General features: G+C 65.7%; 20 protein-coding genes. 9 read left to right on the top strand and 11 right to left on the bottom strand.

The features are described 5' to 3' along the window. Window positions 1–73 precede the first annotated feature (73 nt). Window positions 74–1,567, top strand: a complete 1,494-nt coding sequence (locus KDW96_RS13725; protein ID WP_255836813.1) for an alanine/glycine:cation symporter family protein — start codon at window positions 74–76, stop codon at window positions 1,565–1,567. Between the two features lie 239 nt (window positions 1,568–1,806). On the opposite strand, the gene KDW96_RS13720 is transcribed toward KDW96_RS13725, so the two are convergent. The 8 genes from KDW96_RS13720 to pilG form a co-directional block, all read right to left on the bottom strand. Next, window positions 1,807–2,277 (bottom strand): chemotaxis protein CheW, encoded by a 471-nt coding sequence (locus KDW96_RS13720; RefSeq protein WP_255836812.1) that lies wholly within the window; start codon window positions 2,275–2,277, stop codon window positions 1,807–1,809. Window positions 2,278–2,308: 31 nt separating this feature from the next. Continuing rightward, window positions 2,309–3,328, bottom strand: coding sequence for a chemotaxis protein CheB (locus tag KDW96_RS13715; RefSeq protein ID WP_255836811.1), 1,020 nt, complete (start codon window positions 3,326–3,328; stop codon window positions 2,309–2,311). Continuing rightward, complete coding sequence (locus KDW96_RS13710) at window positions 3,325–10,572, bottom strand: Hpt domain-containing protein (protein ID WP_255840529.1); 7,248 nt, start codon at window positions 10,570–10,572, stop codon at window positions 3,325–3,327. Before KDW96_RS13710 ends, KDW96_RS13715 begins: the two co-directional genes overlap by 4 nt. A gap of 21 nt (window positions 10,573–10,593) precedes the next feature. Next, window positions 10,594–11,451 carry a CheR family methyltransferase gene (locus KDW96_RS13705; protein WP_255836809.1) on the bottom strand — a complete coding sequence of 286 codons (858 nt, stop codon included), beginning with the start codon at window positions 11,449–11,451 and terminating at the stop codon, window positions 10,594–10,596. Between the two features lie 68 nt (window positions 11,452–11,519). Continuing rightward, window positions 11,520–13,568, bottom strand: coding sequence for a methyl-accepting chemotaxis protein (locus KDW96_RS13700; RefSeq protein WP_255836808.1), 2,049 nt, complete (start codon window positions 13,566–13,568; stop codon window positions 11,520–11,522). An 84-nt stretch (window positions 13,569–13,652) separates the two neighbouring features. Further along, window positions 13,653–14,189, bottom strand: coding sequence for a chemotaxis protein CheW (locus KDW96_RS13695; protein ID WP_255836807.1), 537 nt, complete (start codon window positions 14,187–14,189; stop codon window positions 13,653–13,655). A gap of 45 nt (window positions 14,190–14,234) precedes the next feature. Further along, window positions 14,235–14,600 carry a twitching motility response regulator PilH gene (pilH, locus tag KDW96_RS13690; RefSeq protein WP_255836806.1) on the bottom strand — a complete coding sequence of 122 codons (366 nt, stop codon included), beginning with the start codon at window positions 14,598–14,600 and terminating at the stop codon, window positions 14,235–14,237. Between the two features lie 48 nt (window positions 14,601–14,648). Next, complete coding sequence (pilG, locus tag KDW96_RS13685; RefSeq protein ID WP_255836805.1) at window positions 14,649–15,056, bottom strand: twitching motility response regulator PilG; 408 nt, start codon at window positions 15,054–15,056, stop codon at window positions 14,649–14,651. A gap of 239 nt (window positions 15,057–15,295) precedes the next feature. Between pilG and gshB the strand changes: the two genes are divergently transcribed. The 8 genes from gshB to KDW96_RS13645 all read left to right on the top strand — a co-directional run bounded on the left by gshB (window position 15,296) and on the right by KDW96_RS13645 (window position 22,166). Beyond that, window positions 15,296–16,258, top strand: a complete 963-nt coding sequence (gshB, locus tag KDW96_RS13680; RefSeq protein WP_255836804.1) for a glutathione synthase — start codon at window positions 15,296–15,298, stop codon at window positions 16,256–16,258. Between the two features lie 56 nt (window positions 16,259–16,314). Continuing rightward, window positions 16,315–17,211, top strand: a complete 897-nt coding sequence (locus KDW96_RS13675) for an energy transducer TonB (protein WP_255836803.1) — start codon at window positions 16,315–16,317, stop codon at window positions 17,209–17,211. Between the two features lie 68 nt (window positions 17,212–17,279). Beyond that, entirely contained in the window at window positions 17,280–17,849 is a 570-nt protein-coding gene (locus tag KDW96_RS13670; RefSeq protein ID WP_255836802.1) for a YqgE/AlgH family protein, read from the top strand. Beyond that, window positions 17,849–18,292, top strand: coding sequence for a Holliday junction resolvase RuvX (gene ruvX / locus KDW96_RS13665; RefSeq protein ID WP_255836801.1), 444 nt, complete (start codon window positions 17,849–17,851; stop codon window positions 18,290–18,292). Before KDW96_RS13670 ends, ruvX begins: the two co-directional genes overlap by 1 nt. A 29-nt stretch (window positions 18,293–18,321) precedes the next feature. Beyond that, window positions 18,322–18,828 carry a bifunctional pyr operon transcriptional regulator/uracil phosphoribosyltransferase PyrR gene (gene pyrR / locus KDW96_RS13660; protein ID WP_255836800.1) on the top strand — a complete coding sequence of 169 codons (507 nt, stop codon included), beginning with the start codon at window positions 18,322–18,324 and terminating at the stop codon, window positions 18,826–18,828. A 10-nt stretch (window positions 18,829–18,838) separates the two neighbouring features. Then, window positions 18,839–19,843 (top strand): aspartate carbamoyltransferase catalytic subunit, encoded by a 1,005-nt coding sequence (locus tag KDW96_RS13655; protein ID WP_255836799.1) that lies wholly within the window; start codon window positions 18,839–18,841, stop codon window positions 19,841–19,843. Then, window positions 19,843–21,117 (top strand): dihydroorotase, encoded by a 1,275-nt coding sequence (locus tag KDW96_RS13650; RefSeq protein ID WP_255836798.1) that lies wholly within the window; start codon window positions 19,843–19,845, stop codon window positions 21,115–21,117. The genes KDW96_RS13655 and KDW96_RS13650 overlap by 1 nt, the downstream gene beginning before the upstream one ends. Before the next feature lie 86 nt (window positions 21,118–21,203). Then, on the top strand, window positions 21,204–22,166 hold the full coding sequence (locus tag KDW96_RS13645) for an IS1595 family transposase (RefSeq protein ID WP_255836797.1): 963 nt from the start codon (window positions 21,204–21,206) through the stop codon (window positions 22,164–22,166). A gap of 45 nt (window positions 22,167–22,211) precedes the next feature. On the opposite strand, the gene KDW96_RS13640 is transcribed toward KDW96_RS13645, so the two are convergent. The 3 genes from KDW96_RS13640 to pilT all read right to left on the bottom strand — a co-directional run bounded on the left by KDW96_RS13640 (window position 22,212) and on the right by pilT (window position 25,012). Next, on the bottom strand, window positions 22,212–22,613 hold the full coding sequence (locus KDW96_RS13640) for an NINE protein (RefSeq protein WP_255836796.1): 402 nt from the start codon (window positions 22,611–22,613) through the stop codon (window positions 22,212–22,214). A gap of 105 nt (window positions 22,614–22,718) precedes the next feature. Beyond that, window positions 22,719–23,864, bottom strand: a complete 1,146-nt coding sequence (locus KDW96_RS13635) for a PilT/PilU family type 4a pilus ATPase (protein WP_255836795.1) — start codon at window positions 23,862–23,864, stop codon at window positions 22,719–22,721. Window positions 23,865–23,977: 113 nt separating this feature from the next. Then, entirely contained in the window at window positions 23,978–25,012 is a 1,035-nt protein-coding gene (gene pilT, locus KDW96_RS13630) for a type IV pilus twitching motility protein PilT (protein WP_208707319.1), read from the bottom strand. Window positions 25,013–25,070 lie beyond the last annotated feature (58 nt).

Here is a 25,070-nt window from a genome sequence, read left to right as displayed (position 1 = left end):
AACTACAAAAGCCATAACAGGACTGCGACTTCACAAGAGCGCCGCAGCTTGAGATGGCACGGAGCGTTCCGCGATGAATGATCTAGTCAATAGCCTCAACGGTCTCGTCTGGAGCCCGGCACTGATCTATCTGTGCCTCGGCGTGGGCCTGTATTTCACCCTGCGAGGTCGTTTCCTCCAGGTGCGCCACTTCAAGGAAATGATTCGCCTGATCTTCGCCAAGCGCACCAGCAGCCACGGCATTTCCTCCTTCCAGGCCCTGACCATGACCCTCGCCGGTCGCGTCGGTACCGGCAACATCGCCGGTGTGGCCACGGCCATCACCTTCGGCGGTCCGGGCGCGGTGTTCTGGATGTGGATGGTTGCCTTCCTCGGCGCCAGCTCGGCCTTTATCGAGTCGACCCTGGGTCAGGTGTACAAAGAAGATATCGACGGCCAGCACCGCGGCGGTCCGGCCTTCTATATCGAGAAGGGCCTGGGCATGAAGTGGTACGCCTGGGTCTTCGCCCTGGTCACCGTGATCGCCTGCGGCATGCTGCTGCCGGGCGTACAGGCCAACTCCATCGGCGCCGGCCTGCAAAACGCCATGGGCATCGACCCGAGCACCACCGCGGCAGTGCTGGCCGTCATGCTGGGCCTGATCATCTTCGGCGGCATCAAGCGCATCGCCACCTTCGCCGAAGTCGTGGTGCCGTTCATGGCGCTGAGCTACATCATCGTCGCCTGCGTGATCATCGGCCTGAACATCGACCAGCTGCCCGGCGTGGTCGCGCTGATCCTGAAGAGTGCCTTCGGCATGGAAGCCGGCTTCGGCGCCATCCTCGGTCTAGCCATCATGTGGGGCGTGAAGCGCGGCGTGTACTCCAACGAGGCTGGCCAGGGCACCGGCCCGCACGCGTCCAGCGCCGCGGCGGTCACCCACCCGGCCAAGCAGGGCCTGGTGCAGGCCTTCTCCGTGTACGTCGACACCCTGTTCGTCTGCTCGGCCACCGCCTTCATGCTGCTGATCACCGGCCAGTACAACGTCCAGGGCCCTGACGGCGAGGCGTTGCACACCGGCATCGCCGGCATCGCGGCCGGCCCGGGCTACGTGCAGACCGCCATGGAGAACATCCTGCCGGGCTTCGGCTCCTACTTCGTGGCCATCGCCCTGTTCTTCTTCGCCTTCACCACCATCATCGCCTACTACTACATCGCTGAAACCAACATCGCCTTCATCAACCGCAAGATTCACCGCCCCTGGCTGACCCTGGCGCTGAAGTTCGGCATCATCGCGGCCACCGTCTACGGCACCGTGAAGACCGCCGACCTGGCCTGGGGCCTGGGTGATCTGGGCGTAGGCCTGATGGCCTGGCTGAACATCGGCGCCATCCTGCTGATGCACAAGGTCGCCTACACCTGCCTGAAGGACTATGAAGCGCAGAAGAAGCAGGGCCTCGACCCGGTCTTCGACCCGGAGAAGCTCGGCATCAAGAACGCCGACTACTGGACCGGCAAGAAAGGCTCCGCCGCCACTGACGACGCCGAAGAGCCCGCCGCAGTGCCGAGCCCCGAAAGCGCCCGCTAACGGCGACTGAAAGGCCCCGCGCGCCATGCTCCACAGATCTGGAGCCTGGCCCGCGGGGCTTTTTTGTGGCTGCGTGTCCAGCGCCTTATGCACTGCGCACTGCGCACTGCGCCGCAGCGCGGCATAGGCCGGCGCAAGACGACGAGCGCACAGCGCCAAGCAGGCTCGCTGGCCGTGGAACACGACCGCGCAATCTGGGGGGAGTTAGAGCGGCATGACGGCCCGAAGGCCAGTGAGCACTAGATTAGACCCGCGTCGGCCAGCTTCTGCTCCAGACCGACCAAGTCAGGAATCTTCAACGTGTCTTCGCCCCAAGTCACGGCATCGAGCTCCAGCGGCGCCAGAGGCTCGTCGGCGCGCGGCAGCTCGCCATCGACCTTGATCGAACGGGGGATCCCCTGCACCAGCAGCGCGATGAACTTGACCCTGGGCCGTCCGCCGAGGGCGTTGATCACCGCCACCCGTGAGCCGGGGCCGACCTGCGCCTGACCATCCGAGGCCGCCTCGAACGACAGCAGCGGCAGGCGCAGGTCGCGCCAGGCGATCTGGCCGAGAAACCAGGCCGGCATGCTGGCGCTGACCTGCGGCGCCCGGTAGGGAATCAGCTCGGCGACCGCCACGTTGGGCAGCAACAGGGTGCGGTCGGCCAACGGCACCTGCAAGGCGGTCAGGCTGCTGACACTGTTCTGGGTGGCAAGGGCTTGGCTCATGGATAGGTCCTGTGCTGGGCGGCTGCCCGGGTTAAGTGCATTGCTCGGCCAGCTGGCTGACCAGTGCCGTTGCAAGCTCACGCGGGTCGCCGCTGAAACTGCTGTAGCCGCCCTCGCGCAGGCTGTCCGGCATGCTGGGGCAGACGCAGCTGTCGCCCCGCTGGGTCCAGATCGCCCCGCCCTGGCGGCGCACGTAGGCCGCCGCGGCGCTGCCGTCGCTACCCATGCCGCTGAAGCTGATGACCCCGCACTGGGCACCGAAATGCTGGGCGAGGTTGAGCATCATCTGGTCGATCGACGGGCTGTAGGGCTCCGGCCAACCCCGCTCGGCGACCTGCATGAGGCGCTCGTCGCTGAATCCCAGCTCGCGACTGATGGGCGCCACCACCACTTCGCCGCAGCGAATCGGCTCGCCGTGGCGTGCCGCGGTGACGTGCCACTGGCTGTGGCGGCCGACGGCCTGGGGCAGCGCCGCCTCGAAACTCGGATCGATATGCTGGGCATAGACGAAGCCCACCGGCAATCCGCCGGGCAGGGCATCGAGAAAGGCCTTGACGGCCGCCGGACCACCCAGCGAGGCGGCCAACAACCAGACTTGGCGCGCCGGCGCGCCGGCGGCCAGCGGCGTGGCCGCCAAGGAGTGCGGCAGCTCCAGGCGCGTTGGCCGCTGCGCCTCGGCGAGCAGCGCCGCCAGGCTCGGGCCGACGGCCTGGGACGGATCGCCGACCAGCTTCTTCAGCTTGCCGAACAGGCGCCGCTCCCAGCGTGGATAGTTTTCCGAATGGCGCTCCGGGGCATGGCCCTCACCGAACAGCACCGGTGCGGTAACACGCTCGAGCAGGCTGTCGACCAGTGGCGAGTCCTCCGACTGAGCCAGATCGACCAGCCACAGATCGGTCTCGCAGGCGCCCAGGGCTTCTTCATCGAGACGCGCCGGGTCGCTGTTGAGCACCACCTGGTAGCCGCTGCCGCTAAGAGCCTGCTGCAGCACATGGCGCTGCAGCGAGGTGTCGGCGATGACCGCAATACGTGCCGCGCTTTTCTCAGTCATTTCCGTTTGACCAGTTGTAGGATGCTGTCGAGCAGCAGGGACTCTTGGTAGGGCTTACCGAGGTACTCGTTAACGCCGATGGCCATGGCTCGCTCGCGGTGCTTCTCGCCGGTGCGCGAGGTGATCATGATGATCGGCAGATCCTGCAGGCGCTCGTCGTGGCGCACCAGGGTCGCCACCTCGAAACCGTCCATGCGCGGCATCTCGATATCCAGCAACATGATGTCGGGACGGCGTTCCTGCAGCTGGGCGATGGCGTCCACCCCGTCCTTGGCCGTCAGCACGTTCATGCCGTTGCGCTCGAGCAGGCGGCTGGTGACCTTGCGCACGGTCACCGAGTCGTCCACCACCATGACCAGGGTCGGCCGATCGGCCTCGACCTCTTCGGCGCTCGCGACCCTGGCCGCCAGTCGCGGCTGGGCCTGGCTGACCAGATGGGCATGGAGCACCCGGATGGTCGCCAGCAGGTCGAGAATCACCACCACCCGGCCATCACCGAGGATGGTCGCCCCGGAGATGCCATGCACCCCGGCGAACTGCGGGCCGAGGCTCTTCACCACGATTTCGCGAGAGCCCGCCAGGCTGTCGACCTGGACCGCCACGGCGTGCTCGCTGGAGCGCACCAGGATCACCGGCAGCGGCAGGCTCTGGCCGACCAGCTTCGGCTGCTGTCCGTTGTTCAGCAGGTCGCCCAGGTAACGCAGCTCGTAGGCCTGACCGGCATACTCGAAACGCGGGGCATCGGGCTGGTAGTAGGCCTCCAGCTCGTAGGGCGAAACCCGCACGATACCCTCGATGGTGTTCAGCGGGATGGCGTATAGATCCTCGCCGGACAGCACCATCAGCGCGCGGTTGACCGACACGGTGAACGGCAGGCGAATGCTGAAGCGGGTACCTTCGCCGGGCGTCGAGTCGATGCTCATCGAGCCACCGAGCTGCTTGACCTCCGAATGCACCACGTCCATGCCAACGCCACGCCCGGAAATCTGCGTGACCTTCTCCGCGGTGGAGAAGCCGGCTTCGAGAATGAACTGCAGGATCTCGTGATCGGTAAGATCCGAATCCTCGTCCATCAGGCCGCGCTCGATGGCCTTACGGCGCACCGCTTCGAGGCGGATGCCGCCACCGTCGTCGGCCAGGGTCAGGACGATGTCGCCGCCCTCGCGGCCCAGGCTCAGGCGGATATTGCCCTGCTCCGGCTTGCCGGCGGCGCGGCGCACCTCGGCCGGCTCGATGCCGTGGTCGACCGCGTTGCGCAGCATGTGCTCCAGCGGCGCGACGATGCGCTCCAGCACGGTGCGGTCCATTTCCCCGTCGGCGTTGCCGACGACGAACTCGACCTGCTTGCCCAGCTCACCGGCGACCTGACGGACGATCCGCCGCAGGCGCGGCACCAGGCGATCGAACGGCACCATGCGGGTGCGCATCAGCCCTTCCTGCAGTTCGGTGTTGACCCGTGCCTGTTGCAACAGCAGGGTTTCCGCATCGCGGTTGCGCGCTGCCAGGGTCTCCTTCAGGTCGAGCAGGTCGGACGCCGACTCGAACAATGCGCGCGAAAGCTGCTGCAACTGGGAGTGGCGGTCCATCTCCAGCGGGTCGAAGTCTTCATAGCCGGCGCGCTCGGCCTCGGCCTGATAGCGGCTGAGGATCTGCGCCTGGGTCTCGGTATCCAGGCGCCGCAGCTGATCACGGACCCGGTCGATGGTCGCTTCCATCTCGCTCAGGGTGAAGCCGAAGTCGCTGACCTGCTGCTCGACCCGGCCGCGGAAGATCGAGGTTTCACCGGCCAGGTTGACCAGTCCCTCGAGCAGTTCCGCCGGCACCTTCACCAGTTCCTGCGGCGCGCGACGGGCGGCCGCGTCCTGGGCGGCCTGTTCGGCGCGTTGCATGAACGGCAACACCTTGGCCACCAGCTCCTCGGCCGGCAGCTCACTGGCCGCGACGATCGGCGTCGCCAGCGCCGGCAGGCGCGACGGCGCGGCTTCCGCCGAAGGCTGGGCCTCCCTGACCGGCACTGAGTCAGCCGGAAGGCTGTCGTGCAAGTGCTGGCGCAGCTGATCGAGCTCGGCCTGCAGCCCCTCGAAACCCGACTGGACGTCGAGGAACAGGCTTTCCGGCCAGGGCGCGCCCTGCTGCTGAGCCTCGGTCAGGTGTTGCTCGAGGTCGTGGGTCAGGTCGCCCAGCCGTTTCTGACCGGCCAGTCGGGCGCCGCCCTTGAGGGTGTGCAACACGCGCAGCATGTCGTCGATAGCGGCGCCATCGTCACGGCGCTCGTCCCAGCGACCGATGGCCAGCTCCATGGACTCCAGCAGGTCATCGGCCTCTTCCATGAAGATGTCGAGGATGTCCGACTCGGCTGCGGGTTCGTCATCTACGCTGTCCACGGCCTTGAGCTGCACCGCCGACGGCATGCTCAATTGTTCGTCTGGATTGGCGCGGAAACCCTTGATGGTCTCGATCAGCGCCTGGCCATTGGGCACGGCCCGCTGCTCGCGCACCGCGTCGAGCATTTCGGCAAGGTTGTCGTGACAGGTCTGCAGCAGCACGAAGAGCGCCGGGCTGGCACGCAGGCGGCCGCCGCACAGGCCTTCGTAGAGAAACTCCAGTTCATGGGCGAGGTCGCCGATTTCACGGATCTCCGCCATTCGCGCCCCACCCTTGAGGGTGTGCAGATCACGCTGCAGGGCCTCCAGCTCGAGACTGTTGTCGACGTCTTCGATCCAGCGCTGCAAGGCCGAGCCGGCGCTGTCGATGATATCGAAGCCTTCCTCGAGGAAGATTTCCACCAGCTCCGAATCGCGCTCGACCTCGCCGGCCGAACTGCCTTCGCTGGATGCGGCCACCGGGGGCAGCTGATGCTCCACCGCCTCCTGACCGTCCAAGACGTCCGGCTCCGCGGCGGCCTGCGGCGACCACGGCGCGGACTCGGACTCGGACTCGGACTCGGACGCGAGGATTTCGTCCAACTCCGGCACTTCGGCTTCGGCTTCGGCTTCGGCTTCGGCTTCGGCTTCGGCTTCGGCTTCGGCTTCGGCTTCGGCTTCGCAAGGAGCCTCGTCGCTGCGTGGCGCCGGGGTCAAGTCCGCGATGCGCCCCTGACGAAACGCCCGAATCGCCTCGATCAAATCAGTGGGCTCCGGCAGTTCGGCGCGCCGCAGCAGCTGCTCGAGCAGCACCGCCAAGCGGTCATGGCTTTGCTGCAACAGGCCGGCCAACGGCGTGCCGTGACTGTAGCGCCGATCCAGCAGCCCTTCGTAAAGTGACTCCAGCTCATGGGCGAGGTCGCCAATCGGATCGATCTGTGCCATCCGCGCGCCACCCTTGAGGGTGTGCAGGTCGCGCTGCAGGGCAGACAGTGCCGCCTTCTGCTCTGGATCGGCCAGCCAGCGCTCGAGGGCCTTGCCGGCGCTTTCCAGGATGTCGACCGCTTCTTCGAGGAAGATCGCCACCATTTCCTCGTCCAGCACATCGTAGGCGACGGCCGGTTCGGACGGTGCAGCCTCGGGCTCCGCTGCCTGCTCCAGCTCCAGTTCGACTTCCGTGGCGACCTCGTCATCGCCATCGCTTCCCCAGCGTTCACGCTGGGCAGTCGCGGTGGCCTCGTCCAGCTCGACGATCTCCAGGCCGGCGTGACCATCGCCGGACAGCAGCGCCAAGGCACTCGGGTCCAGGGCCTCGGCCAGCAGACTGCGCAAGGCCTCCACGCGCGCCGGCTGGGCGCTGACCTGCAGGCCCGCGGCAACCTGATCCATCATGCCGATCAGGGCTTCGTGGGCCAGTTCGGCTTCGCTGAAGAACCGTTCACTGACCGCCAGGCTGCCCTCTTCCACCGCGCCATAGAGATCGAGCAGGGCTTCACAGAGCTCCTCGATCTGCGGCAACTCGGCCATATCGGCACCGCGCCCCAGGGTGGTCAACTCCTCCAGCAGGGCGCTGAGTTCCTGGCGCTCGGACGGATGCTCGTGCCAGCGGCGCAGCAGGTCTTCGGCGTCCAGCAGGATATCCATGCCCTCGGCGAGGAAGATGCTGATCAGCTGCGGATCCCGCGTCTCGCCCTGCTCGCTCTTGCGCCCATCTTCGGCAGCAGCCAGGCGCTCCTGGTGCAGTTTATGGGTGCGCTCGAGGAATTCGACGGCACCAGGCAACGGCGCCAGGGGCTGGCTTTCCAGTTGCTCCAGGCCCGCACGGAACAACTTTTCCGCGGCGCCGAGCAGTTCCGCCTCGGCCATGTCCATGGGGATGAGGTTGGCCTTGAACTCCTTGACCATCTTTTCCAACGGTGCGGCGATCTCCGCCACCGGCAGAATGCCCGCCATGTAGGCACTGCCCTTGAGGGTGTGCAGGGCACGCTGCAGGTCGTCGGTGACCGGCTGCGGCAGCTCCTGGGCGCAATCGCCGAGGAAGCTGACCAGGGTATCCAGGTGGGTTTCCGCTTCGTTGCGGAAGATATCCAACAGCTGCGGATCGAGCGCTTCGTGGTGCTCGTCTACCGCGGCGGCAGCCTCGCTTTCGCCCTCTGGCGCGGCTACCTGTGCAACCGGGGCGTCAGACTTTGGGAGGCTTTCGCCCTTCGCCAAGGCGTGGGCGCTGGCGGCGAGCAGGTCGACATCGTCACGCTGGCGCTGGGCCTTGGCGGCGAACTCCTCGACCAGCTCCGGCATCAGGGCCACCACATCGCCAACCACCCGCTGGACATCCGCATCGGGCTGAATGCTGCGGTCGAGCACACGATTGAGCAGGTTCTCGATCGACCAGCCCAGCTCGCCGATGACCAGGGCGCGGACCATGCGGCCGCTGCCCTTTAGGGTGTGGAAGGCGCGGCGCACCTCGATCAACGCGTCCTTGTTGCCCGTATCGGCGCACCACTGCGGCAGGTACTGGCCGATGGTCTCGAGCACTTCGCCGGCCTCTTCGATAAAGACCTCCGCCAGCTCCTCGTCGATCGGCTCCTCGTCCGCCGGTGGCGGCAGCAGGCTTGGCGGCACGTCGCTGGCCGGCGGATTGATCGCCTGCTGCGGCGCGGCCATGACATCGGCCAGCGACAACGGCTTGTCCTCAGCCGCCTGCTGCTCGTCGGCGCCCTCGGCCGGCAGTGCCGCGCCAGGCAGCTCGACCTCAGGAATATCCAGGGCGGCCAGTTCGGCTTCATCCCACTGCAAAGGACTGGCCGGTTCGTCGAGGCTCAGCTCTTCCAGCTGCAAGGTCGCGTCGTCGGCTGTGGTCTCGCTGTCCGCAGCCGATTCGCCATCTGCCCAGCCCTCGAGCGCTGAGTCGAGGAAATCTGCCGGTTCTGCCTCGACCGGCTCGACGACCGGGCCCGCCTCGTCCAGCGGCGACTCGCCCAGGTCGGTCTGGACATCAAGCTCGGCAAACTCCGCACTCAACTCGTCGTCGGCCGACTCGAGTGCAGCAGTCGCGCCATCGGGCGCGGGCTCCGCGAGGTCGAGATCTAAGGTCGGAGCCGGTTCTTCGGCGAGCACTTCGATTTCATCCAGCGGATCGGCCAAGGGGGCGGTTGGCGCCTCTGGCGGCTCGACGCGGTCGAGAATCGAGGGTTTCTCCTTCAGCGGGTAGCCGAGGCTCTCGAGGCTTTCTTCGGCCACATCGAGAATCAGGTCGCCCTGGGTGGCGTGGTCTTCGGCCAGGCGTTCCAGGTAGTACTCGACGCTGGTAATCGCGTCGGCCAGGGTGTCCAGATGCTGCCAGTTGGGCACGGCCTTGCGCGCCAGCAGCTGCTCCTGGATGTAGCGATTGCACGCCTTCAGCAGCTCCGCCGCACGGGTCAGCGGGATCATGCCGAGGCCGCCGCGCACCTGGGTGAGCAGCTCGGGCACTCGGGCCAGGTGTTCGTGGTTCCATTGCGAGGCGATGAACTCGATGATCGCGTCCTTCGCCTGCTCCAGGCCGTTGCGCGCTTCCTTGATCACCAGCTGATGGATCTGCGCCACGTCGGTGGTCGGCAGATGGCTCTCCTCGCGGCCGGACTCTTCCACCGGACCGACCATGCCGGCCAGCGTCGCCTCGACGTACAGCAAGGCTCCGGCGACATCCATCAACACCGCGTCGTCGGGCGCACGCTGGCCCAGGGACAGACCGTGGACCACGTCGATCTGGTCGACTATGACCTTGCGCGGCTGGGCAAAGCCCAACACCGCCAGGGTATCGGCGATCTGCTTGAGCGGGGCCAGCAGGGCGTCGAGCTCGGCGACCTGGCGGCGATCGCCGCGCACGAACAGATCGAGGCTGTCCTTGACCCGCACCAACTCCTCGCACAGGGCTGCGACCACCGAACGCATGGCGTCGCGATCCGGCCCGGCCAGGCGGGCCCGTTCCTCGTCCACCACCTCGCTGTTGGGCAGCGCGTCGTCGAGACGGTACTGCTCCTTGAGGCGGCTGATACGCGGCGACTGCGCCGGCGCCTTGGCGATGTAGAACAACAGGTTCTTGGTCAGCTCATCGGAGGCCGGCTGGTTGATGCCCTCGGCGCCCTGTTCCAGCAGGCGCTTGAGTTCCTTGTCCACCTGGCGCAGCAGGGTGCGTACCGAGGTGCCGTTGACCACCCCGCCGTTGGCCAGGCCTTCGACCAGGCCCGAGGCGATCTGCCAAAGCGGACCGAGCGGGGCGTCCTTGCACAGGGTTTCCAGGCGGGCGAAGACCCGTGCCATGTAGCCCAGGTTGGTGCCCATGTCCTGGTTGCGGATCACCCCGACCAGGGCCATCTGCAACATCTGCCGCAACTTGCGCAGCAGCACCGGCAATTCGGCGGTGCGCAAGCGGGCCAGGGACTCGACCGACAGGATCGGCGCCCGCGCGGACATGTCCGGGGAAAACAGGCTGGTTTCCGAGAGCAGTTTCTCGCCGCGCGCGGCGCGCAGGTCGTTGAGCAGTGGCAGCACGACCATCGGCAGGTCGCGGCGGGCGGTCTGGATCCGGTCGAGGTACACCGGCAGCTGCAGGATCGCCTGCATCAGCACCTCCAGCGCCTCCCCCTGGTTGGCCACGCGGCCCTCCATCAGGGCCTGGGCCAGGTGCTCCATTTCCTCGGCGAGCAGGGCCGCACCGTAGAATTCGACCATCTGCAGGGTGCCATGCACCTGGTGCACATAGGTCAGGCAGAAACGCATGCGCGTCGAGTCCTGGGGATTCTCGACGAACGCCTCCAGGGCCTGACGGGCCTGCTTCAGCGTTTCCGCGATTTCGCCCTTGACCCACTCCAGGGCGACATAGTCGTGCCGATCACCCATAGTCACTCCACTCATAAAGCTCTATCCCTTGCGGGTAAACGCCAGTACTCGCTCGTCGGCCACCGGTATCAGCTCCGGATGCTGCCAACCGACCACTTCACCCACCCCCACCACCAGCAGCCCTCCTGGTGCCAGGCGCTCAGCCAGGCGATTGAGGATTTCACGGCGACGCCAGCGGCGAAAATAGATCAGCAAGTTCTGACAAAAAATGACGTCCATACCGGACATTGGCGCCTTCGCCAGTTCCAGCACATTGAGCCTGGCGCAGCAGACGCGCGCCGCCAGACCCGGTATTACCTTGAAGCGGCCATCGGCCTGGGTCGCGAAATAGCGCTGACGCAGGTCTTCTGCCATCTGTTCGAGCCGGCGTGGCCCGTACACGGCCTCCCGCGCCTTGCTCAGGGCGTTCAGGCTGATGTCCGTACCGGTCACGCCGAAGTGCTCGGGCCATTCGCTGTCGCGCAGAACCTGGGCGGCGCTGATGGCCAACGAATAGGGTTCCTCGCCGCTGGAGCAGCCCACGCTCCAGAGTTCCCAGGGACGTGCGAGGCCTTGTTGCAACCGCGCGGCCAGATGCCGCTCGAGCACCTCGAATGACGCGGGATGACGGAAGAAGCGGGTTTCCTGCACGGTCAGACGATCCAGCAGGGTCGACCACTCCACCGCGCCGCGTGGTCCATCCGTGACCTGGCGGTAGTAGCTGGCGTAGTCCGGCACGCCCAACTCACGCATCCGCGCACTCAGGTTGGTCTGCAGAAATGCCCGACGCTGTTCGCTGATCACCACGCCGGTACGCTCTTCCAGCAGGGTCTGCCAATCACGAAACTCCGCGGCGGACATGTCCACCACGGGTTGCAAGGCCCAGACGCCTGACTGCATGTCGTGCCCCTCGCTCATGGCCATCGGCCGGGTACGGCGACCGCCTCCGGTCGCCGCCGCGCATTCGCTTATGCCTGCTCCCCGGCTTCCGGCAGGGTAAAGCCGGACACCGACTTGCGCATCTCACTGGCCATCTTGGCCAGGGTGCCGATGCTCTTCGCCGTGGCCGTGGTGCCCGATGAGGTCTGCGAGGTGATCTCCTGGATCACGTTCATGGTGTTGGAGATGTGACCGGCCGAAGAGGCCTGCTGGCGCGCCGCGTTGGAGATGTTCTGGATCAAGGCCGCGAGGGTCTTGGATACCTTTTCGATCTCCTCCAGGGCCACCCCGGCGTCCTGCGCCAGACGGGCCCCACGCACCACCTCGGAGGTGGTCTGTTCCATCGAGATCACCGCCTCGTTGGTGTCGGTCTGAATGGTCTTGACCAGCGCCTCGATCTGCTTGGTCGCCGCCGAGGACCGTTCCGCCAGACGCTGTACTTCGTCCGCTACCACGGCGAAGCCACGGCCCGCGTCACCGGCCATGGAGGCCTGGATCGCGGCGTTCAGGGCGAGGATGTTGGTCTGGTCGGCAATGTCGTTAATCAGGCTGACGATGTCACCGATCTCCTGGGACGATTCGCCGAGGCGCTTGATCCGCTTCGAGGTGTCCTGGATCTGCTCACGGATGTTATCCATGCCGGTGATGGTGTTGTGTACGACTTCGTTGCCCTTGTTGGCGATGGCTACGGAGCGCTCCGCTACCGCGGAGGACTCCGAGGCGTTGGCCGATACCTGGTCGATTGACACCGCCATTTCGTTGATCGCCGCGGACGCACCGGCAATCTCCTGGGCCTGATGCTCCGAGGCCTCGGCCAGGTGCATCGCCGTGGCCTGGGTTTCCTGGGCGGCGCCGGCAACCTGTACGGCGGTCAGGTTGATGGTCGCTACCAGGTCGCGCAGCTGGTCGATGGAGTAGTTGATCGAGTCGGCGATGGCGCCGGTGAAGTCTTCGGTTACGGTTGCGGCCACGGTCAGGTCACCGTCGGCGAGGTCGGCGATCTCATCGAGCAGACGCAAAATCGCGGTCTGGTTGCGTTCGTTCTTTTCCGCGGTCTCGTGCAGCTGGCGGTTGGTTTCGCGCACCATGACCAGGCCAATGAGGATGATCGAAGCCAAGGCCAACCCGCCCAGCACATATCCGGCGAGGGTGTTCAGGGCCCGGCCGTTGGCCAGTTGCTCGAAGCCGGCGGCCAGTTCGGAGGCCTTGTCCAGCAGGGTCTGCGACACGCTGAAGATGGTGTTGGCCGACTCACGCACCTGAAACAGCTCAGGCGAAGTCTCGAGAATCTCGTCCACCGAGCCGGAAACAAACTCGAACAGCTCGGAAATCTCCGCCAGACGCTCGAGGGCCTCTTCGTCGGTCACCTTGGAGATTTCCATCGCCGCGTTGCCTTCGAGCATCGCACTCAGGACACGGCCGAACAGACTGGCGTCACGGCCGAACATGTCGGCAGCCTGCACCGAGTCCTCGTCACCGGCCAGCACCTTGTTCACCGAGCCGAGAATACGTTCGGCCAGCAGCGACTGGCGCTGGGCTACCGACACCTGGGCTGCCGGCGCATCGCTCTCCAGCAGGATGTCGACCACTTCCTCGTACTCGACCTGCAGCTGCGGAATGGTCTCGGCCAGGGTGGCGGCTACCTCATGCAGGGAAAGTACCGTCTGCTCGCTGGCCAGAATGGCGTCGGTGTTCTGCCGCAGGCTGTCCCAGTCCTGCTGCACGGCCGCCATCTGCGCCTGCACGGCGCTCGGCGCCGCGGGCACGCCGCTGGCGCTGTTGCCGTCGGTCAGATACCCCCAGCGGGTCTGGAAGTCGTTGCGCGCCTCGCGCAACAGGCCGAACGCCTCGGCGGTACCCGCCGCCGCTTCGGAGGCGTTCTTGGCGATACGCTGGGACAATACGCGCAGCTCACCGGAGTGGCTGATGTATTCCGTATCGTAGTTGGACTGGGTGTTGAGGTAGGCGAAGTTCGCGAACAACAGCACGATGGAGACGATCAGGACGATGAACAGTCCGGCGATCAGCGTGCTGCTGCGCGTACCCGCGAATAAGTTGCCTGTGTTGAGTTTTTTCATTATCTGGCCCCCGCCTGGACCGACCGCACTACGGTTCCCATGTAACGCCAAAAGGCCGGCAACGCCGACCCCACCGAAAAGCTGTTAATACGCCACGTCGAGAAACCCCTGATGCTGGGCCAGCGCATGAGGGCTAAACACCAACCAGGGTTGCTCGCGTTGAAAAACACCGTGAATAAAGGGTTTGATGGACGCCTCGAGCGGCGGCAGCTGCTCGGAGAAGGCATCCACCGGAAAATGCTGCATGCCGAACACTTCATCGACCGTCAGGCCGGCGAACACGTCTTGATGATCGACCACCAACACCCGCCGCTGTTTGCGCAGCGGCGACAGCTCGTTGCCGAAGAAACCGCACAGGTCCATCACCGGAAGCAGTCGGCCGCGCACGTTGGCAACTCCCTTTACCCAGCTCTTGACCCCGGGCAGCAGGGTGTAGCGCGGCTCGTGCAAAACCTCACCGACCTCGCCCATGGGCGCCACGAAGAACCGCTCGCCCATGCGAAAGCCGATACCGCTCCAGGTCTGCACGGCAGTCTGCTGCAACGGCAGGCCAGCCGCCAGCTGCCGACAACGCTGGTCGATTTCGAGTAGGAGTTGAAACGGTGTCTGCGCGTCCGACATGCCAACCTTGGCCTTCTTCTTATCTAATTGCGGACTGGCCCGGCATCAGCCGGCCAATACGGCATTAATGGTTTTGAGCAAGGTGTCTTCATCGATCGGCTTGGTCAGGTAGTCCTTGGCGCCCTGGCGCTTGCCCCAGACCTTGTCGGTCTCCTGATCCTTGGTGGTGACGATGATCACCGGAATGTGACTGGTATCGGCGTCCTTGGTCAGCTGGCGAGTCGCCTGGAAGCCATTGAGGCCCGGCATGACGATATCCATCAGCACCGCATCCGGCTTCTCCTGGCGCGCCAGGGCGACGCCATCGGCGCCATTTTCCGCCTTGAGCACCTGATGCCCGTGCTTCTCCAGCATGGTGGTCAGCTTGTACATCTCGGTCGGCGAGTCATCAACAATCAGAATTCGAGCCATGGTGTTTCCCAATACATGAATAGGCGTCTAGGACTTTGCGACTGGACGTCAGGAGGCCTGGTCCACAGGAGTGAAGTCGGGTACGTGGGCCTTGATCGCGCCGAGCAACTCTTCCTTGCTGAAAGGCTTGGTCAGGTACTGATCGGAACCGACGATACGTCCCTTGGCTTTGTCGAACAGGCCATCCTTGGAGGACAGCATGATCACCGGCGTGGCCTTGAACGCACTGTTGTTCTTGATCAGGGCACAGGTCTGATAGCCATCGAGCCGCGGCATCATGATGTCGACAAAAATGATATTCGGATGACTGTCGGCGATCTTTGCCAGGGCATCGAAGCCGTCTACTGCGGTGATCACCTCGCAACCCACCTTCTTCAGCAGGGTTTCCGCGGTACGACGAATCGTCTTCGAATCGTCGATCACCATCACCCTCAAACCCTCGGAATGCTGTTCCATGTTTGCCCTACCATCGCCTCGGTGAGTCGTTATTTTCGCGTTGAACCAGTGCGCCTGAGGCCCTGCCGCCGACGGGCCGCAACCCGATCGTCGGGCCTTTTTAGCACACTCTCCCAATGCAAGCCACAAGCCACGGAAGGCCGGGGTTTTCCCCTTGACCGCCCGTCCAGTCGGCGCCACCCTGGCGCCACACGCAAGTCTACGCGCCTCTCAGCTACCGCCCTTCACGGAGACCCCCCATGAGCGTTCGCCTCGGCATAGTCATGGACCCTATCACGCAAATCGCCTTCAAAAAGGACAGCTCGCTGGCCATGCTGCTGGCCGCGCAAACACGCGGCTGGTCTCTCTTCTATATGGAGCAGCGCGACCTCTACCAGGCCAAGGGCCAGGCCCGCACCCGCACTCGCGCGCTCAAGGTGTTCAACGACCCCCAGCGCTGGTTCGAACTGGGCGATGAGCAGGACCTGGCGCTGAGCGAGCTGGACGTGATCCTGATGCGCAAGGATCCACCCTTCGACAACGAGTTCCTCTACTCCACCCACCTGCTGGAGCAGGCCGAACGGGAAGGCGCGCTGGTGGTCAACCGCCCGCAGAGCCTGCGCGACTGCAACGAGAAGCTGTTCGCCACCCTGTTCCCCCAATACACGCCACCGACCCTGGTCAGCCGCAGACCCGACATTCTGCGCGAGTTTGCCAAAGAGCAGCGTGACATCATTCTCAAACCCCTCGATGGCATGGGCGGAACTTCGATCTTTCGCCACCGCGAAGGCGACCCCAACCTCTCGGTGATACTCGAGACCCTCACCGCCCACGGCCAGCAACAGATCATGGCGCAGCGCTACCTGCCGGCCATCAGCGAGGGCGACAAGCGCATCCTGATGATCGACGGCGAAGCCGTGCCCTACTGCCTGGCACGCATCCCGTCCGCCGGCGAGACCCGTGGCAACCTGGCCGCCGGCGGTCGCGGCGAGGCGCGGCCGCTGAGCGAACGCGACCGCGAGATCGCCGCCGGTGTCGGCCCGACCCTGCGCGAGAAAGGCCTGCTGTTCGTCGGCCTGGACGTGATCGGCGACTACCTGACCGAGATCAACGTGACCAGCCCCACCTGCATCCGCGAGATCGACGCGGCCTTCGACACCCGCATCGGCGAGCGCCTGATGGACAAGATCGCCGAGAAGCTCAATGCGCGCAGTGCTTCATAGACTTTTGCCCGAGCCCTCGGCAGACTGCGCGGCAACCTGAACCGACCCGTATCGCGATGACCGCCGCCGCCAAGCCCACTGCACCCCCGTCCGCCGGCGTCCGCCCGGCGGACCGCCTGGGGTTTACCCTGTTCCTCGCCGCCGCGCTGCATGCCGCGCTGATCCTCGGCCTGGGCTTCTCCCTGGCCGAGCCGAGTCAGATCAGCAAGACCCTGGAAATCACCCTGTCGACCTTCAAGAGCGAGGAAAAGCCCAAGGAGGCCGACTTCCTCGCCCAGGACAACCAGCAGGGCAGCGGCACCCTGGAGCACAAGGCCAAGCCCAAGACCACCGAGCAGGCGCTGTTTCAGGACACCCAGGTCAAGCGCGTGACGCCGCCGGCCGCACCGCAACCGCCGGTGGCCCGTCAGGAGGCGCCGAAAGCCGCGATCGCCACCCGCACGCCGCAGCCGCAGAAGGCCCCGGTCAAACGCGAAGAGAGCAAACCCGCGCCCCAGGTCCAGCCGGCGCCGGTGTTCGACAGCGCGCAGCTGTCGGCGGAGATCGCCAGCCTGGAAGCCGAGCTGGCCCAGGACATCCAGCAGTACGCCAAGCGCCCGAAGATCCACCGCCTCAACGCCGCCTCGACCATGCGCGACAAGGGTGCCTGGTACAAGGACGAATGGCGCAAGAAGGTCGAGCGCATCGGCAACCTCAACTACCCGGACGACGCGCGTCGCCAGCGGATCTACGGCAGCCTGCGCCTGCTGGTGTCGATCAACCGCGACGGCACCCTCTACGAAGTGCAGGTGCTGGAGTCCTCCGGCCAGCGCCTACTGGACCAGGCCGCCCTGCGCATCGTCCGCCTGGCCGCGCCCTTCGCGCCCTTCACCGGCGACCTGGCCGATGTCGATCGCCTGGAGATCATCCGCACCTGGCGCTTCGAGCGCGGCGACCGACTGTCGAGCAACTGAACCGGCGCGACACTCCGGATTCGCGTTTTAGCTTCCAGGCTCCGGCCGCAGGCTTTAAGCTAACGCGCATGAAAGACGCCAGCCCAAGCTTCCTCAAGCACCACTTCCTGATCGCCATGCCGCACATGGCCGATCCGCATTTCGCGCACACGCTTATCTACCTGATCGAGCACAACGAGCAGGGCGCGATGGGCCTGGTGATCAACCGCCCGAATGGCCTCAACCTGGCCGACGTCCTCGAGCAGCTGCGCCCGGACGACGAGGCGCCGGCCGTCTGCCAGGCGCTGCCGATCTTCTCCGGCGGCCCGGTGCAGACCGACCGCGGCTTCGTCCTGCACCCGGCCGGCCTGCAGTTCCAGGCCACCCTCGAACTCGGCGAGCTGGGCCTGTCCACCTCCCAGGACGTGCTGTTCGCGATCGCCGACGGCAGCGGCCCGGACAAGTACCTGATCGCCCTCGGCTACGCCGGCTGGGAGGCCGGGCAGCTGGAGACCGAGCTGACCGACAACGCCTGGCTGACCTGTCCGGCCGACACCGCCATCCTCTTCGACCTGCCCTTCGACCAGCGCCTGAATGCGGCGGCGGCGCGCCTGGGCGTCGACCTCAGCCTGCTCACCTCGCAAGCCGGTCACGCCTGATGGCCGACGCCAGCGCCAAACCGCTGCGCCTGCTGCTCGGCTTCGACTACGGCAGCAAACAGATCGGTGTGGCCGTCGGCCAGGCGATCACGGGCCAGGCCCGCGAGCTGTGCGTGCTCAAGGCGCAGAACGGCGTACCGGACTGGCAGAAGGTCGAGGCCCTGCTGCGCGAGTGGCAACCGGACGCCATCGTGGTCGGCCTGCCGCTGAACATGGACGGCACGCCCAGCGAGATGAGCGCCCGCGCGGAGAAGTTCGCCCGACGCCTCAACGGCCGCTTCAACCTGCCCGTGCACACCCACGATGAACGCCTGACCACCTATGCCGCCAAGGGCGAGCGCCTGCAGCAGGGGCAGAACGGCGGTTACCGCGAGCGCCCGGTCGACGCCCTGGCCGCCGCGTTGCTGCTCGAAGGCTGGCTGGCCGAACACGCCCCGAGCTGAGCCCGGGCCTGGCCCACAAGGAGTTTTCGATGACCTTACCGTCCCCCGCCGAACTGCTGCCCAAAATGGCCGGCGCGTTGATCGGCCACCTCAACCAGCGACAGATCGCCGAGCCGCGCTTCATCGGCATTCGCACCGGCGGCGTGTGGGTGGCCCAGGCCCTGTTGGAAGCCCTCGGCAACGCGGCGCCACTGGGCGTGCTGGACGTCTCGTTCTACCGCGACGACTTCACCCAGAGCGGCCTGCACCCCCAGGTGCAGCCCTCCGAGCTGCCGTTCGAGATCGAGGGCCAGCACCTGGTGCTGATCGATGACGTGCTGATGAGCGGCAGAACCATCCGCGCCGCCCTCAACGAACTGTTCGACTACGGCCGGCCCGCCAGCGTGACCCTGGTCTGCCTGTTCGACCTCAACGCCCGCGACCTGCCGATCCGCCCCGATGTGGTGGGCGCCACCCTGTCGCTGCCGGCGAATCAGCGGATAAAATTGTCCGGCCCCACGCCCCTCACCCTCGAACTCCAGACGCTCGCCAACTGAGACCCTCGCGATGACGCCGATTGACGCCCAGCGCCCGCTGCAGCTGAACGACCAAGGCCAGCTGCGCCATTTTCTCTCGCTCGACGGCCTGCCCCGCGAGCTGCTGACGGAGCTGCTCGACACCGCCGACTCCTTTCTCGAAGTCGGCGCGCGGGCGGTGAAGAAGGTCCCGCTGCTGCGCGGCAAGACCGTGTGCAATGTGTTCTTCGAGAACTCCACGCGCACCCGCACCACCTTCGAGCTGGCCGCCCAGCGCCTGTCGGCCGACGTGATCACCCTGAATGTGTCGACCTCCTCGACCAGCAAGGGCGAGACCCTGTTCGACACCTTGCGCAACCTCGAGGCCATGGCCGCCGACATGTTCGTGGTCAGGCACGGCGACTCCGGCGCCGCCCACTTCATTGCCGAGCACGTCTGCCCGGATGTGGCGATCATCAACGGTGGCGATGGCCGCCATGCCCACCCCACCCAGGGCATGCTCGACATGCTGACCATCCGCCGGCACAAGGGCGGTTTCGAGAACCTCTCGGTGGCCATAGTCGGCGACATCCTGCACTCGCGGGTAGCGCGCTCCAACATGCTCGCGCTGCGGACCCTGGGCTGCCAGGACATCCGCGTGATCGCGCCGAAGACCCTGCTGCCGGTCGGCATCGAGCAGTACGGCGTCAGCGTTCATAGCGACATGACCGCCGGCCTCAAGGATGTCGACGTGGTGATCATGCTGCGCCTGCAACGCGAGCGCATGCAGGGCGGCCTGCTGCCAAGCGAGGGCGAGTTCTACCGCCTCTTCGGCCTCACCGAGCAGCGTCTCAAACTGGCCAAGCCGGATGCCCTGGTGATGCACCCCGGCCCGATCAACCGCGGCGTCGAGATCGAGTCGGCGGTGGCCGACGGCCCCCAGTCGGTGATCCTCAACCAGGTCACCTACGGCATCGCCGTGCGCATGGCCGTGCTGTCGATGGCCATGAGCGGCCAGACCGCCCAACGTCAACTCAACTCCGAGGAGCAGAACTGATGCGCACCCGTATCCTCGGCGCCCGCGTCATCGACCCCAGCAGTGGCCTCGACCAGCTCGCCGACCTGTACATCGCCGACGGCAAGCTGGCCGCCATCGGCCAGGCGCCGGCCGCCTTCGACGCCGACCAGACCCTCGACGCCCAGGGCCTGGTGGCCGCCCCCGGCCTGGTCGACCTGTCCGTCGCCCTGCGCGAGCCGGGCTACAGCCGCAAGGGCAGCATCGCCAGCGAGACCCTGGCGGCCGCCGCCGGCGGCGTCACCAGCCTGTGCTGCCCGCCGCTGACCAAGCCGATCCTGGACACCCCGGCGGTGGCCGAACTGGTGCTCGACCGCGCCCGCGAGGCCGGCCACACCAAGGTCTTCCCCATCGGCGCCCTGAGCAAGAACCTGGCCGGCGAGCAGCTGGCCGAGCTGGTGGCCCTGCGCGACGCCGGCTGCGTGGCGTTCGGCAACGGCCTGGACAACTTTCGCAACAGCCGCACCCTGCGCCGCGCTCTGGAATACGCGGCGACCTTCGACCTGACGGTGATCTTCCACTCCCAGGACCACGACCTGGCCGAGGGCGGCCTGGCCCACGAAGGCCCCACCGCCAGTTTCCTCGGCCTGCCCGGCATTCCCGAGACGGCCGAGACCGTGGCCCTGGCCCGCGACCTGCTGCTGGTCGAGCAGACCGGCGTGCGCGCCCACTTCAGCCAACTGACCAGCGCCCGCGGCGCCGAGCTGATCGCCAATGCCCAGGCCCGCGGCCTGCCGGTGAGCGCCGACGTCGCCCTGTACCAGCTGATCCTCACCGACGAGGCCCTGACCGGTTTCTCCAGCCTCTACCACGTGCAGCCGCCGCTGCGCACCCGCAGCGACCGCGATGGTCTGCGCGAGGCGGTCAAGGCCGGGGTGATCCAGGCGATCGCCAGCCATCACCAGCCCCACGAACGGGATGCCAAGCTGGCCCCCTTCGGCGCCACCGAGCCCGGCATCAGCAGCGCGCAACTGCTGCTGCCCCTGGCCCTGACCCTGGTCCAGGACGGCCTGCTGGACTTGCCGCAGCTGCTCGCCCGCCTCGGCGCCGGCCCGGCCGACGCCCTGCGCCTGCCGGCCGGCCGCCTCAGCGTGGGCGCCCCGGCCGACCTGCTGCTGTTCGACCCGAACGGCTCGACCCTGGCGGGCGAGACCTGGTATTCGAAAGGCAGCAACTGCCCCTTCATCGGCCACTGCCTGCCGGGCACGGTGCGCTACACCCTGGTCGACGGCCACCTCAGCTACCAGGCCGGATGATCGCCCCATAAAGAAGGCTATGTACCAACGATGTGTTGCGAGTACTAATCTAAACGGCAGGCATCCAGTCAGGAGGTCCGTCGATCATGGATACTCAAGCCTTTCACCACTGGCTGGCTCAATTGAGCCAGCTCAGCACCCAGCAGCATTCCACCCTTCACCGAGCACTGCAGAACCCGCCGGCGACAGAAGTGCTCGATTGCCTGCCGGCGCTGCAGCGTTGCCCGCATTGCCAGACCAATGCGAATCAGCTTGCGCCCTGGGGTTGGTCGCGCAGTCTGCGCCGCTATCGTTGCCGTAGTTGTCGACGGACTTGCACCGCGCGCTCAGCAACAGGCCTTGCCCGCCTGCACTACCCCGAACGCTGGAAAGACTACGCCCAGGCACTGATTGACGGGCTTAGCGTGCGCAAGGCGGCCCAGGCATGCGGCATCAGCAAAAACACCGCTTTCCTCTGGAGGCACCGCTTCCTGGCTGCAGCGGCTGAGCATCACGCCACGCATGAGGCAGGGATTGTCGAAGTGGATGAGACGTTCTTTCTGGAGTCCTTCAAGGGCCAGAGGCAGTTGCCTCGGCCGCCCCGTAAACGAGGTGGGGTGAGCGTGACCCGCGGCACGGGTAAAGACCAGATCCCGGTGATGGTGGTGCGCGACCGGGAGGGCCACACCGCTGACTTCAAGTTGGCCAAGCTCGATGCCAATCATGTGCGAGAGGCGTTGATGCCGCTGATCGACCGGGAGGCCGTGCTCTGCAGTGACGGGGCAGCGGTCTACGCCAGCTTTGCCCGGACACAGGGCATCACCCATCAGGTCGTGCATGCCCGCCCCGGCCAGCGCGTGCGCCAAGGCGCTTTCCATATTCAGAACGTCAACGCCTACCACAGCCGCTTGAAGAGCTGGATGACCCGCTTTCATGGCGTGGCCACCCGCTACCTCCCGAATTACCTGGGCTGGCGCCGCATGCTAGAGCGCTATCAGCGGAATATTCGGCCGGCTCACTGCATTCAGGAGGCGGTAGGCAGAACCCTGCAACACGCTATTGGTACATAGCCATAAAGAAGCCCGCCAAATGGCGGGCTTTTCTATCCAGTCGCTTCAGCCACCCTCGGCGTTCTTCAGCGAAACCTGGGTATTCAGGGTCCAGAAGTCGTAGAGCACACCGACCAGGAACAGGCCGCCGGTGCACAGGTATATGATCCCGGTGAGCCACTTGCCCTGATACATGCGATGCACGCCGAAGACGCCAAGGAAGGTCAGCAGGATCCAGGCGACGTTGTAGTCGGTCTCGCCGGCGGTGAAACGCAGGTCGGCCTCGCGGTCCATGGCGGGGATCAGGAACAGGTCGATGATCCAGCCGATGAACAGCAGGCCGAGGGTGAAGAACCAGATCGTCCCCGTCACCGGCTTGCCGTAGTAGAAGCGGTGAGCACCGAGGAAGCCGAATATCCACAAGAGATAGCCGATGAGCTTGCTGTGGGTGTCCTGCTTCGCATCCATATCTTGCTCCTGCACTGCAGACTGCGACGGAAAGGCTGGCTGGGCGCGGAGCCTCGCCAGCCGATAAAAAAGCCCGCGAACGCGGGCTGATAGAAGCGCTCAGGCTCAGCGGTAGCGCCGCCCCGGATCCTCCGATGCGGTCTCCAGGGACAGGCCTTCACTCATTTGGGACAGGTGATCGCCATCGGTCTCAGAGCCGAGTTTGATCATCAGGCGCAGGTCGTTGGCCGAGTCGGCATACAACAGCGCATCCTCGTAGGTGATCTCGCCCTGGCTGTATAGGTTGTACAGCGCCTGGTCGAAGGTCTGCATGCCCAGTTCGGTGGAGCGCTTCATCAGGCTCTTGAGCTCATGTACCTCGCCCTTGCGGATCAGGTCGGCGGCCAGAGGGGTGTTGATCAGCACCTCGATCACCGCGCGGCGTCCCTTGCCATCCGGCGTCGGCACCAGCTGCTGGGCGACGATGGCCTTGAGGTTGAGCGACAGGTCCATCCACACCTGGTTCTGCCGATCGGCCGGGAAGAAGTTGATAATCCGGTCGAGGGCCTGGTTGGCGTTGTTGGCGTGCAAGGTGGCCAGGCACAGGTGGCCGGTCTCGGCGAAGGCCACCGCGTGGTCCATGGTCTCGCGGGTGCGCACCTCACCGATGAGGATCACGTCCGGCGCCTGGCGCAGGGTGTTCTTCAGCGCCACCTCGTAAGACTCGGTGTCGATGCCCACCTCACGCTGGGTGACGATGCAGTTCTGGTGCTGGTGGATGTACTCGATCGGGTCCTCGATGGAGATGATGTGGCCGCTGCTGTTCTTGTTGCGAAAGCCGATCATCGCCGCCAGCGAGGTCGACTTGCCGGTACCGGTGGCGCCGACGAACAGCACCAGGCCACGCTTGGTCAGCGCCAGCTTCTTGAGGATTTCCGGCAGCTTGAGGTCATCCAGGGTCGGGATGTTGGTCTCGATGCGGCGCAGCACCATGCCCGCCAGGTTGCGCTGGTAGAAGGCGCTGACACGGAAGCGGCCGACGCCACGGGCGCTGATGGCGAAGTTGCACTCGTGGTTCTCGGCGAACTCCCGACGCTGCTGCTCGTTCATCACCGCATACACGGTTTCCCGGGTCTGCTCCGGCGACATCGGATTCTTGGTGACCGGCATGATCCTGCCGTTGACCTTCATCGAAGGCGGCACGCCGGCGGTGATGAACAGGTCCGAGCCGCCTTTTTCCACCATCAGGCGCAGCAGTTTATCGAATTCCATGCGTTGTCTCGCCCATCTGCATCACGCGCCTACACGAGGACCAGCTGCCGAGGCGCGTGACTCGCCACTGGCCCGAACCCCGCACACCCCGATGGCGCACGGGAAATGCTGAATCAGAAGTTTTCCGGGTTCTTCGACTTCTCCCGGGCGCTCTCGCGACTGACCAGCCCCTTGGCCACCAGCCCCTTGAGGCAGGCGTCCAGGGTCTGCATGCCGAGCGAGCCGCCGGTCTGGATCGCCGAATACATCTGCGCCACCTTGTCCTCGCGGATCAGGTTACGGATCGCCGGGGTGCCGATCATGATCTCGTGGGCCGCCACCCGACCGCCGCCGATCTTCTTCAGCAGGGTCTGGGAAATCACCGCCTGCAGGGACTCGGAGAGCATCGAGCGGACCATGGATTTCTCTTCGGCGGGGAACACGTCGACCACCCGGTCGATGGTCTTGGCCGCCGAGGTGGTGTGCAGGGTGCCGAACACCAGGTGACCGGTTTCCGCGGCGGTCAGCGCCAGGCGGATGGTCTCCAGGTCCCGCATTTCGCCGACCAGAATGATGTCCGGGTCTTCCCGCAGCGCAGAGCGCAGGGCCTCGGAGAAGCCCAGGGTGTCGCGGTGCACCTCGCGCTGGTTGACCAGGCACTTCTTCGACTCGTGGACGAATTCGATCGGGTCCTCGATGGTCAGGATATGGTGGTACTTGGTGCTGTTGAGGTAGTCGAGCATCGCCGCCAGGGTGGTCGACTTGCCCGAACCGGTGGGTCCGGTGACCAGCACCAGGCCGCGCGGCACGTCGGTGATCTTGCGGAACACATCGCCCATGCCGAGGTCTTCCATGGTCAGCACTTTGGACGGAATGGTCCGGAACACCGCGCCGGCACCGCGGTTCTGGTTGAAGGCGTTGACCCGGAAACGCGCGACCCCGGGCACCTCGAACGAGAAGTCGGTCTCGAGGAATTCTTCGAAGTCCTTGCGCTGCTTGTCGTTCATGATGTCGTACATCAGCGCGTGCACCTGCTTGTGATCCAGGGCCGGCAGGTTGATCCGGCGCACATCGCCGTCGACCCGAATCATCGGCGGCAGACCAGCAGAGAGATGCAGGTCCGACGCGCCTTGCTTGGCGCTGAAGGCAAGCAGCTCAGTGATATCCATGGGACTCCCTAATGACAAGCAAGCAGGTAGAATGCCGCGAACGCTTAACGACCGGGGC

Source organism: Pseudomonas benzenivorans (assembly GCF_024397895.1).
In the GTDB taxonomy this organism is placed as follows: Bacteria; Pseudomonadota; Gammaproteobacteria; order Pseudomonadales; family Pseudomonadaceae; genus Aquipseudomonas; species Aquipseudomonas benzenivorans_A.
The sequence above is the reverse complement of the archived record's forward strand: the minus strand, read 5'-3'. Positions and strand labels throughout refer to the sequence as shown.